10 protein-coding genes are annotated in these 9,630 nt (G+C 58.5%); all 10 read right to left on the bottom strand.

Features of this window, described 5'->3' with window-relative positions; all coding sequences use genetic code 11:
- A partial coding sequence (locus SGJ19_06515) for a hypothetical protein (GenBank protein MDZ4779886.1) occupies positions 1-246 on the bottom strand: 246 nt, incomplete at its 3' end.
- Complete coding sequence (locus tag SGJ19_06510) at positions 243-668, bottom strand: hypothetical protein (GenBank protein MDZ4779885.1); 426 nt, start codon at positions 666-668, stop codon at positions 243-245. The genes SGJ19_06510 and SGJ19_06515, both read right to left, overlap by 4 nt.
- Before the next feature lie 83 nt (positions 669-751).
- Positions 752-1,039 carry a hypothetical protein gene (locus SGJ19_06505; protein MDZ4779884.1) on the bottom strand — a complete coding sequence of 96 codons (288 nt, stop codon included), beginning with the start codon at positions 1,037-1,039 and terminating at the stop codon, positions 752-754.
- Between the two features lie 3 nt (positions 1,040-1,042).
- A complete protein-coding gene (locus SGJ19_06500; protein ID MDZ4779883.1) occupies positions 1,043-3,598 on the bottom strand; it encodes a hypothetical protein in 2,556 nt (851 codons plus the stop codon).
- An 886-nt stretch (positions 3,599-4,484) separates the two neighbouring features.
- Positions 4,485-5,402, bottom strand: coding sequence for a toll/interleukin-1 receptor domain-containing protein (locus tag SGJ19_06495; GenBank protein ID MDZ4779882.1), 918 nt, complete (start codon positions 5,400-5,402; stop codon positions 4,485-4,487).
- Positions 5,403-5,541: 139 nt separating this feature from the next.
- A complete protein-coding gene (locus SGJ19_06490; GenBank protein MDZ4779881.1) occupies positions 5,542-6,186 on the bottom strand; it encodes a toll/interleukin-1 receptor domain-containing protein in 645 nt (214 codons plus the stop codon).
- A gap of 142 nt (positions 6,187-6,328) precedes the next feature.
- The gene (locus SGJ19_06485; protein MDZ4779880.1) at positions 6,329-7,690 is read right to left on the bottom strand and encodes a CHAT domain-containing protein; all 1,362 of its coding nucleotides are present in this window, start codon (positions 7,688-7,690) and stop codon (positions 6,329-6,331) included.
- The gene (locus tag SGJ19_06480; GenBank protein ID MDZ4779879.1) at positions 7,617-8,411 is read right to left on the bottom strand and encodes a hypothetical protein; all 795 of its coding nucleotides are present in this window, start codon (positions 8,409-8,411) and stop codon (positions 7,617-7,619) included. The genes SGJ19_06485 and SGJ19_06480 overlap by 74 nt, the downstream gene beginning before the upstream one ends.
- Before the next feature lie 38 nt (positions 8,412-8,449).
- A complete protein-coding gene (locus SGJ19_06475; protein MDZ4779878.1) occupies positions 8,450-9,370 on the bottom strand; it encodes a nucleotidyltransferase in 921 nt (306 codons plus the stop codon).
- Positions 9,370-9,630: hypothetical protein (locus SGJ19_06470; protein MDZ4779877.1), on the bottom strand; the 261-nt coding region annotated here is incomplete at its 5' end. The genes SGJ19_06475 and SGJ19_06470, both read right to left, overlap by 1 nt.

Here is a 9,630-nt window from a genome sequence, read left to right as displayed (position 1 = left end):
GCACAGGTAAACTCCGGCGAAGGTTTGCTTGTTCGTTTGTGGGCAGACTCCGCAAGGAACCGTCGCGACTTTCTCGAGCCGGTGAATGCAGTCGAGATTCATCACTACAGGCCGCGGCGACTTACGGCATTCGCCCGCCGGCGGATAAATGGCGACGATCTTCGCGCCGCACTCCGGACACTGGTAAATCGGCACCCCGCGCCGGTGCGTGCCGATCTGCGTCATGGTTTCGGCGGCATGGATCATGCGGGCACCATCGTGAAGGTAGTTCCCCCGGGACCGTCCGTGGTAAGGCATCGCGTCAGGCCGACTTCCGCATTCTCCATCGCATCACAGTCGAACGTGGGGGTCGCGGAAATCATGACGTCGCTCCCCACGTAGACCGAATACTCACTCGGACTCAGAACTGAGCGAACCGCCACCGCACGCAACATCACCGCCGAGCCGAGGAGGTAAAAGATGGCGATGACGAACCAGTGAGCATCACCAACGTCAAACCCCGTGCTCCAAATGCACAGGTGGGTGGCGTCGGGCTCATCGGCGGTACAGTCGCCCGAACCGTATCCCGCGATGTTCTGGGCGATGTAAAGTTTTACGCCGGGGCCGTCGCCCGAGACCTGGTGCTCGATCGTCGCCGAGCCGCCGCCGACGGAGCCGGTAAACGACATCGTTTCCATGCACCCCGAGGTGCATCGCGGGCAGGAGCACCCGCCCCCTCCCCCTTCGCAGCAACTGCATCGGTTGACGAGCATTACGATTCAACCTCACATTTATCCGCCCAGATGAGCGTGTAGTCTTCGCCGTTCCACATCGCGCCAAAGTTCGTATCGCTCGGCAAGGAAAAACCGGAGCGAATCGCCTTGCCGTTGATCACCCGCTCGTCGATCGTTGCCGTCGCGCCGCCGGCGAGCCCGGCCGGCAGGTTGCCTTCGACGTATTGATCGGCCAACTCGTCGAGCAACAATTTGATGCGCTCGAACGCATTGCGAACCTCGGTGCTGACCTGCGTCGGAACCCTGAACGTGCGTATGCCGGCCATCGCTCACCGTGCTTTCTGAACGTGTTCGATCGCCGCCACGATGCGCTCCATGGCCCACTGCCGCCCGGCCGTGCCGATAAGCCGCAGCCGCACGGCGCCGCCCGAGCCGCGGATCGGCACTTCGACGTTGTTCGTGGCCGAGAACGTGCCGGTAGCGAACGGCTCCGTGGCGTCCATGGCCGCCTCCATCGTGGCGCCGAAGTACACCTCGTAGGTCACGTCGCCCGAGTCGGCGGCGAGGATCGGCCGCAGGGTGGTCAGAGCCTCATCGAATCGCCCGTCGCCGAGCTCGATCGGCCCGATGTCGACGAACGAAGTGATTGGGTCGAGGTCGTCGGTTTCGCTCGTCGGCGAGAATCGGCGGATCGAGCCGCCATAGCCGCCCGAGTAGAGCGCCGAGTCTTCCGGGTCGGGGAATTCGATCCACTTGAGCGACGTCGGATAGGCCCCGGCAGAAGTGATCACGAGCGGAAAAAACGCCTTGGTCGGCGCGTAGTAGAACCAGTGCCGCACCTCCGCTACCGGATCTTCGGGCGTCAGGCAGAACAGCACGCCGCGGGCTCGCCGGTCGTAGCCCGCCAGGATGGTGATTGAGGCGGCGTCCAGATCCTGCAGTTCGCGCGGCAGCAGCCCTTCGTTGATCGGCTGCGGGCGAAAGTCGGCCGTCGACATGTAAGCGCCGTTTCGGCCGAGCCAATAGAGCTCGCCGTTTTCGCCGCGGCAGTAGGCCGAGAACGACAGCAGGCCGCTGTGGCGCGACCGCACCTGAGCGCCGCCGCCGCCGTCGGGCGGGGCGCTGCGCAGGATCCAGCATTCCGTGCGGCAGCCGACGAGCTTTACATCGTCGTCGACGAACATCAGGCCCATCACGGCGTCGCCCGGCTTGGCGGCATCCGCGCCACCAAGTTTAAACGCGCTGCCGGGCTCGACGTCGCTGAACGACCAGTTATGCGGCTCACCGATGGCACAGCCGTAAACCTGGTTCGGGTCGAGTGGATCGGCCGCCAGGTGCACGCGCCCGCCGTCGCTTTCGATCGCCCGGCAGCCACACGGGACAACGCCGCTATTGGTGTTGTTGTTTCCCGAGAATCCGAAGCCGGAGCCGTAGCCGGTCTGATACCCGCCGTTTTCGATCGTCACCCAAGGCTTGATCGGGTCGGTCGAGGTCCCTTCGTCGGCCGGGTTCCAGACCTTCGGAATCCGCTCGATACGGAACGTCAGGCCCGTGCCGTCCGTCGCCCCGGCCGCCACCGGAGCGAGCGAGGTGTTGACGTGCTTGTAGATCGTCAGCGTGTCGGGGTTCGAAGCGGTCGTTAGCGCCGAGATTGCGTAAACGCCGGCCTTGCTCGAGGGGGTCGCGGGGCCCGTGACATGCACGGCGAAGTTGCCGAAGTAATTATTATCGGCCGTGTTCGTCGAGAGTCCGCCGGCCACCAAGTCGGGAAACGTGGCGCTGGAGAACGTCGCACCGCCGGCAATCACTCCGTCGGTGCCGGTCATGATCGGCGTGGCGTGATCGGCGAAGTAAACCCGCTGGCCGTGCGATGCGCATTGCAGTTGCCGATCGGCGGCAAACTGATACAACGACGCGACGCCTGACGCTTTCGACGATTGCGTGAAGTGCCCAGGCATCAGCTTGTCGTGAAACAGCTTGCCGTCTTGGATGAAAAAGACGATCGGCCGCAACAACTCTTTCGCGGCGCTCGCCGTATAGTCGAGCCGCACCCGATCGACGATGCACCGTCCGCCGCTCTCGGTGGCCTTGAGGCCGAAGCCGAAGTGCTTGTCGGTGGTCGTGCCGGTCGAGGTGCTGTTTGCAATGACGTTGACGCCCCGCCAGTAGACGTCGATCCGATCGTCGCTCGCGGCTTTCGTGACCTTCACCTGCAGCCAGCCTTCGGCGGCGACGAGGGCCGAGTCGTTATAGACGGCACCGAGGGCCGCCCCTTGCTTGTAGAGTTGAATCGCGCAAGCGCCGGTAGCGCCCGTGATGGTCATTCGCACTTCCATCGCATTGGCGTCGCCGGTGCTGGGCGTCACGTCGGGCGAGGCGTCGAGCCGGAAGTAGATCGAGTAGACGCCGTGATGGGCCCCCTGAAACGAACGGACGTACATGCCGAGCATGTAGACGTCGTTCGTGGCGAGTGACTTCATGTCGGTCGGGGCTGAGCGATAAATTGCCTTCTGGGGCACGGCGTCGGACGTGCTGGAAGTGATCGAGCCTTTTGTGATCGTCGGGGCGGTCGACGTGACGCCCGTAATGCAGTTGTTTGTTTTCGTCCAGGAAGGCGGAAAATTCACGTAGTCGAACGAGTCGCGAAAATACCACTGGGCCGAGCCGGGGAACTTGACCGACACGCTGTCTAAGAGCCGAACCGGTGAGTTGCTGGCGGAAGTGTGCCAGGTGCGAACGAGGCCGGGGCGCACGCCGCCGCGGATCCGCCCGTCTTGGGGTGATTCCGGGAAGGCGTTTTGCGCGTCGGGGGTGGTATACGGCGGCTGCCGCTGTTTCCCGACGGCCCGATTGATGCCCCCTTGGGGGAAGAGCCAGCTTGGCATTTGCGGGGGACCTTGAGTTAGAGCTAGACCTTAGAGATAGACGTTAGAGATAGACGTTGGAGCTAGATGCAGAGGGCTGAGGGACGGCCGGGCGCGCGGTGGTGGCGCGGGGGACCCGTGGGACGCGCCGAACGTGGCCGAGGCGCGGGGGGCCGCGGCTTAGCCGGGGATGGCGGCTGTGCGCGGGCCGGCAGCTTTGCGCTGGAGAAGGCGCGCAGCGGCTGCGAGGGGCAGCCACGCGGGGTGGACGGGCCAGGTGCGCAGGGAGGACCGGATCGGGCGCCGCTAGAGAGCGGGGCGAACTGTGCGGAGGAACTGATCAAACATGGGTTACGCGATAGCGTGCTTGGCAACACGCCGCAGGTTCATCCCGCGCCTACGCCTTTTTGGAGTTTAGGTCTCTCGGAGCGTTTGAGTACTCGAGCGACCTGCCAGGCTCATCTGGGCCAAGCACAACTGCTTGGCCCGTTGAAGATTTATACGAACGAGAGGAGCGAAATGAAAGCGTTTTGGACCCTCTCGCCAGCGGATTTGACCAACGCGCACAACCGATGCGCAAAACTGTTTTTTGCTTCGACCATGAGTCCGCGCGACCTCGACGAGGGGCGCCCTCGAAACGTCGTGCGAGCAGCGTTTTGCGACCTCCCGATGAGGTGCCTTTGTTGCGCGAGTGTAATAACGATGTACTGACGATGTACAAGGAGTGTGCAGCGGGTGATTCAATCCGCCGCAAATTATTTTTGGAGAGTCCGCGAATGCGCGGGCTAACGCTGGACGAAGCCGGCCGAGAGACGTGCCGGACCGAGTGAGGGGTAGTAGCCGCCGGAATGGCGACTTATCCTGGCCGGGACATACCGCTCACGCACGAGGCGAAAGCCACGGAGTATCACGGGGAGCGCGATTGCGGTTGTCGCCGTAACGCGTCATTCCGCTCTTTTTCCTTTACGTAGGCCTCCCAAGCCGCCGGCGTCGCGGGCGATTGACCGCTGTCTCTCAAGAGGACCAGATTGTCGAAAAGCTGACGGCCAAAACAGTGCGCCAGCGACTCAACCATTTCCGGGGTGATGGCGAGAGGAACAATATTGTCCATCGGTTCACTGAGAGACGTATTTGAAACATGGTGCCACAACTCAAAGAGGAAGTACTGCACACTGGACTCGTTAAACTCCAGACGCTTGATCACCGTCCCGGCGGCCCCATACTGCTTCTTCATCAACTCGGCGAATCTTGCAATGATGTGGGATGCACCCAAGGTAGCGTTATTAGGAGTTACGTACGGATTATCCTTGAACCGGGTGCTCCAGGCGAGAATCGACGCGATCCAGCCGGCGTGGGGAGCCAGCCAATACGCCACCTTCTCGAGTTCCACTCTTGGTTTCGATTTCAACATGGAAATCATGCGGTCCAGGCAGGCCGTCGCATTTTCGTGGCTGTAGGAGACGGCGTGGCGCATCACGAGCGGGGCAATGTCGTCGGGGACTTCCGAGGCGCTCGGCATCACGAAGCCGTCGAGCAGCAGAGGCACGATATTCAGATTCGAGGCAAGGGCGAGAGCGATCTCCCGTCGAAGCCAATCGGCAGAATCTCGGCACCGATCGAGACTTCCAGGGGCCAGAACGACGACGAAGTCTTCCGCGGCTTGGATATGCCGCTCGAGAGCTTCGTCGAAAGCGCCGGAACCTAGATCTCTGACGTCCATGAACGGCGCGTAGCCGCGAGCACTGAGTGCGATGTGCAACAGCTGAGCCATCTGACCGCCGTTTTCACGACGATAACTAATGAAGACGTCGAAGGCGTTTTTCATATTGATCGCTTATCCAGAATGTCCTGCGACCTCCTACGCTTGAGACGCGGCGCAAGATCAAGAAGTAGGCGGCGGCGGGCGCGGCACGAACGAAGTTTGCCGAGACGTTCGACTCTAGTCCCCTCTAGTTCGATCCTCCTCAGGACTCGGCCTTTCCCTGGCGCTGCTGCCTCACGCGGCCCGGATCGTAGCCCGCCCGGAGATCTCGCAGCACATGTTTTTCTACCACGCCGAGCAGCTTGAGCCACTTAAGCCAGTAACGCACGGTGAACGCGCCAATCAGAGCCAGCAAACAGCCCAATAAAACGCCACACACCCGCCAGAAGCCAGCTCCTTGGTTGACCATCGCATTCATCATCACGTAGATCAGTGCGGCGCCTACCCCACCCACGAATGCACCTAACAATGCTGCTTGACCACTAATGAGCCTGCAGTTACTGCGCATATACTCGCGCAGGTCAATGGCGTGATATTCCGCGAGCTCAGCAGGCAGCGGCGTGTTGTCGATGAGAACTGGAATAACGACGCAACCGAACTCCAGCGCTAATCGCCACTCTCGCTCAACCTGTACCGACTGCGCAGAGTTAGCGGACCAGCAAAGTACAAAGCGGTGAGATCTCACTATTGCGGCGTCAATTGCGTCTTGCCAGTCGGACCCTGCAGCAATACTTTCCGAATCGATATAGGCCGACCACGACAGCGACTCCTCCGCCTTCACGACGGGCACGACGAAATCTCTGTCCTTGGAGCTATAACTGATGAACACAGAGCTTCGCTCGCCCATCGCATCCTCCGTAGCAGGAAAGTCCGTCGCAATACGAAGTGTTGCCTCTCCAACGATGCCGCCTGGGCGACAAACGCCGTCGTCAGGATACGTTGGTTATCCAGAATGTCCCGCTTTCTCATTCGTCCCGTATTATTCGATCCTATTCTCGTTGCAGCAAAGTAACTTTATTCGCATCGACCCCTGAATGGACGTAAATGGTCGGTAGATCAGGAGACGGCGTACGCTTTAAACTGCAATTGGCCAGTCCGAGGTTGAATGCCTCCATGACGGAAGCTCCATTCGCGAACCCGTCAAAGAAGCCTTCCGAAAACGCGATTGCTGTTACATCATAGACATCCGCCTTCATCCCAACGGCGAAATCGATGTTTTTGACCAGTTCCTCGGCTACTGCGCCTGACGAGCAGGAGTTGAGAATCACGATACGAATATCCTTGGAAAACACTCCAAGTAGACTCGCGAGCGACGCCTTGCCGACCTTATACGTGTGGCCCGTGTTGTCTTGAAGCACAATTCCATCACTATAACCGTGACCGGAAAAGTGGATCACGTTGGGACGATACTTGGCGAGCATGCTACGAAGCGAGTCAGGGGTTGTCTGTCGCACCACGTTCACCTGAATCCTGTCCGCCGATACTCCATTTAATAAGCATTCGACGATCCCCAATCCTTCGTGATCGAGTTCAAGTTGCAGCTGGTCGATCGGAGCCGCGGCGGCAAACAATACTCGCAGTTCCTTCGATACGACTTCGCTCGGAGCGACCGCATTTTCAGCCCGGCACCGAAACTCCGCGTCATACAGCGATACAACACGTTCTGAAATGACGTCCACATCAACTGAATTCGAGGCAAGCGAAACGGAAAACAACCTGTCCCTCAACAGCTGAGGATTACACGGAAGGAACAGCTCCGGTGCCGTAAACGCCTTGCGATTTAATCCGAGAGATCCCGAGCCATCATTGCAGGAAGAGCCGACTTCAATGTCGCACGGTAGCACAGGTACCCCACGACGCGCAAAGCGGTCATGAATATCCGCTACGCCTCTTCCACCACCAATCAGTAATGCACAGTCGGACAACTCCGCAATATGCTGGCGAATGTACCCGCCTATATGCCGCTCTTCGTCGATAAATTCCAACGACAGCAGTCCCGACGATAGCGTGGAGTCAAGTAGGCTCATGCGGTCCCCAGGAAGTCGTCGCCTTTGGGACTCAGATGACAGTACAGCTCGACAGACCGAAGTCACCTCGTGCTCGCGCGCGTAATTACCATGCAGAAGTTCGAGTATGAGCCAGTCGAAAGTAATTGCGGTAGCTGAATCGGCTTCGTCCCGGCGCGGTTCGCGCCCCAAGAATATGACAAAGCTTCCGCGTTGCTTCAGCCATCCGCGTACTATCGACGCAATAAATGAGCGACAACGAGCCAGCGATTCAGGCGCACAATCTAAGCTTGCGCTGCCCGCGATGTGTAGGACCTTCCCAGCTATCGAGCTGAACGTCGTCATTGCGTTCACTTAGTTGAATGTTGAAGAACTTCAAATAATTGTGTTGGAGGGTCGCAAACCGCCACAGTACCACATCAACGACACTTAGGCGATCGCCAACATGACGAGCGATGAGCTTGCACATTTCCGAGGGCGAACTAAACCCAGCGATTTCGCTGATACGGCACAGATGGCGATCGGGCTTAGCAACATCAAGGCCGATGTTTTTCGCCAAGTGCCACGCAGTAACGGGACCGATAAATGGGAACTGGAGCAACGCAGGCACACCAACTACCTTTATTCGCCGTTTGATCTTATCGATTCCATTCTCCACAAGCATGCCGGCCGTTCTAACGATCGCATCAATCTTCGGGATATGGCCGAATGCTGCAATTGCTCTCCGCCTACACGCTTGTTGTTGCCCGAGAATTTCACTGGCGCTGGACCAATTAAGGAACGCTCTTGTGACGAGTGGAAACCGCTGACGGACCACGCTCTCGCGCATGCCACTATTGAGAATGACCCAAGCACATTCAAGTAGGAAGCTTGACTCAGTTACGTTCTCTAGTCGCCGTTGTTCTTGCCAATCGATCTCGCGCGCGTAGCCGGATTGCACCACGACTTCCTTCGCCGTCAGGTACCGGCTGACGAGGTTTTCATCTCGTTTTTGTGTTGCATCAAACATCTTGCGACACTCCGCTCCATCAAAGACAAACGATTCACGGGAACGCAACGTTGCCATGGGACGTTTACTGCAGCATTCATGCCCTTGAAACCCAACTATTCGAACACCGCCTTCCATTGATCCACATCATTTGCAGCATCGAGCCGCCGCCCGACTGCGGACAAGGCATCTGCGACTATTCGTCGTACGTTACTCCCAGGATTGCCAAGACCGGAATCAATAGCCCCCGATTGACCGGTCACATCGGAAATTGGCGTGAGCACTCGTCCAGCCGCGTGCTTAAAAAGCTGCGTCACAACCGATTTGATAGCATTTGGCCCAGAATACTGGCCCGCAGCATCTACCGCCAAAGCCTCAACGTGATAACCACCGATTCTCTTTTGATCTGGAAACTCTCCGACTATGGATTTCATGAGCTTGATCGCAGGAACAAGAGTGCCGCCTAACTTGGCGTTTAATTCCGTCAGCCGCTCCTGGAAGGCTTTTGGGTCTGTGGTGACCCAGCCGGCTCCACGGTCAGGAACCCTAATTTGGTGTCCTTCTTTCAATGCAGGTACGAGCTGAATTTCACCGCCCGTACGCAACTCAATCGTAATTGCCATTTCGCCTTTACGAATGCTCGTATACAGCGATGAACTGAGTTCCTTCTTTAGCTGCCGCAACATAGACGACAGCACTTGTGTCGATGATTTGTCGACGTATTTCGCGCTGTCCAGCACCACAAGTGCGTCAACGTCACTTAGCCCGTCGACGTACGTGTGCTTGGCGACTGATCCCCCGAAGAGCAATTGGTCGATTTCGACGGCATCTGCGAGCACTTGGCCAATTCCATCCAACACTTCTCTTGTCGCCTTTGCGTCACGTTCATTTAGAACGGCAAGGAGAGACTGAAGATAGGCATTTATGGCCGCATCGGACGCCGTCCGCGCGGCATCGTTCTGTGACTTCTCAATAAGCTCTCGGAGCTCATTTGGGCTGCTCGGAAAATAGCGGTATCCTCCTCCTCCGCTGCCCATTAGAGAGCCCCCCGCAACTCTGGGATCTCACAGACCATGTTCGCATACGCTTGCGCAAGAACGTCCTTATTCTCGCCGAACATGGAAAAGTCATTACCCTTACTGTCGACGAATCGCTTCAACGCCGTCGTGAGCTCCTGAAGAAATGAAATGTTGTGACTTAAGGATCGGCCGAAGAATAACTTCCCGATTCTTACTACAGTCGTGGCCAGGGGGCGGTGTAGTTGAGTTGTGGCAAGAACCTGTCGAACTGGATCGGG

The organism is Planctomycetia bacterium (assembly GCA_034440135.1).
Classification (GTDB): domain Bacteria; phylum Planctomycetota; class Planctomycetia; order Pirellulales; family JALHLM01; genus JALHLM01.
The sequence above is the reverse complement of the archived record's forward strand: the minus strand, read 5'-3'. Positions and strand labels throughout refer to the sequence as shown.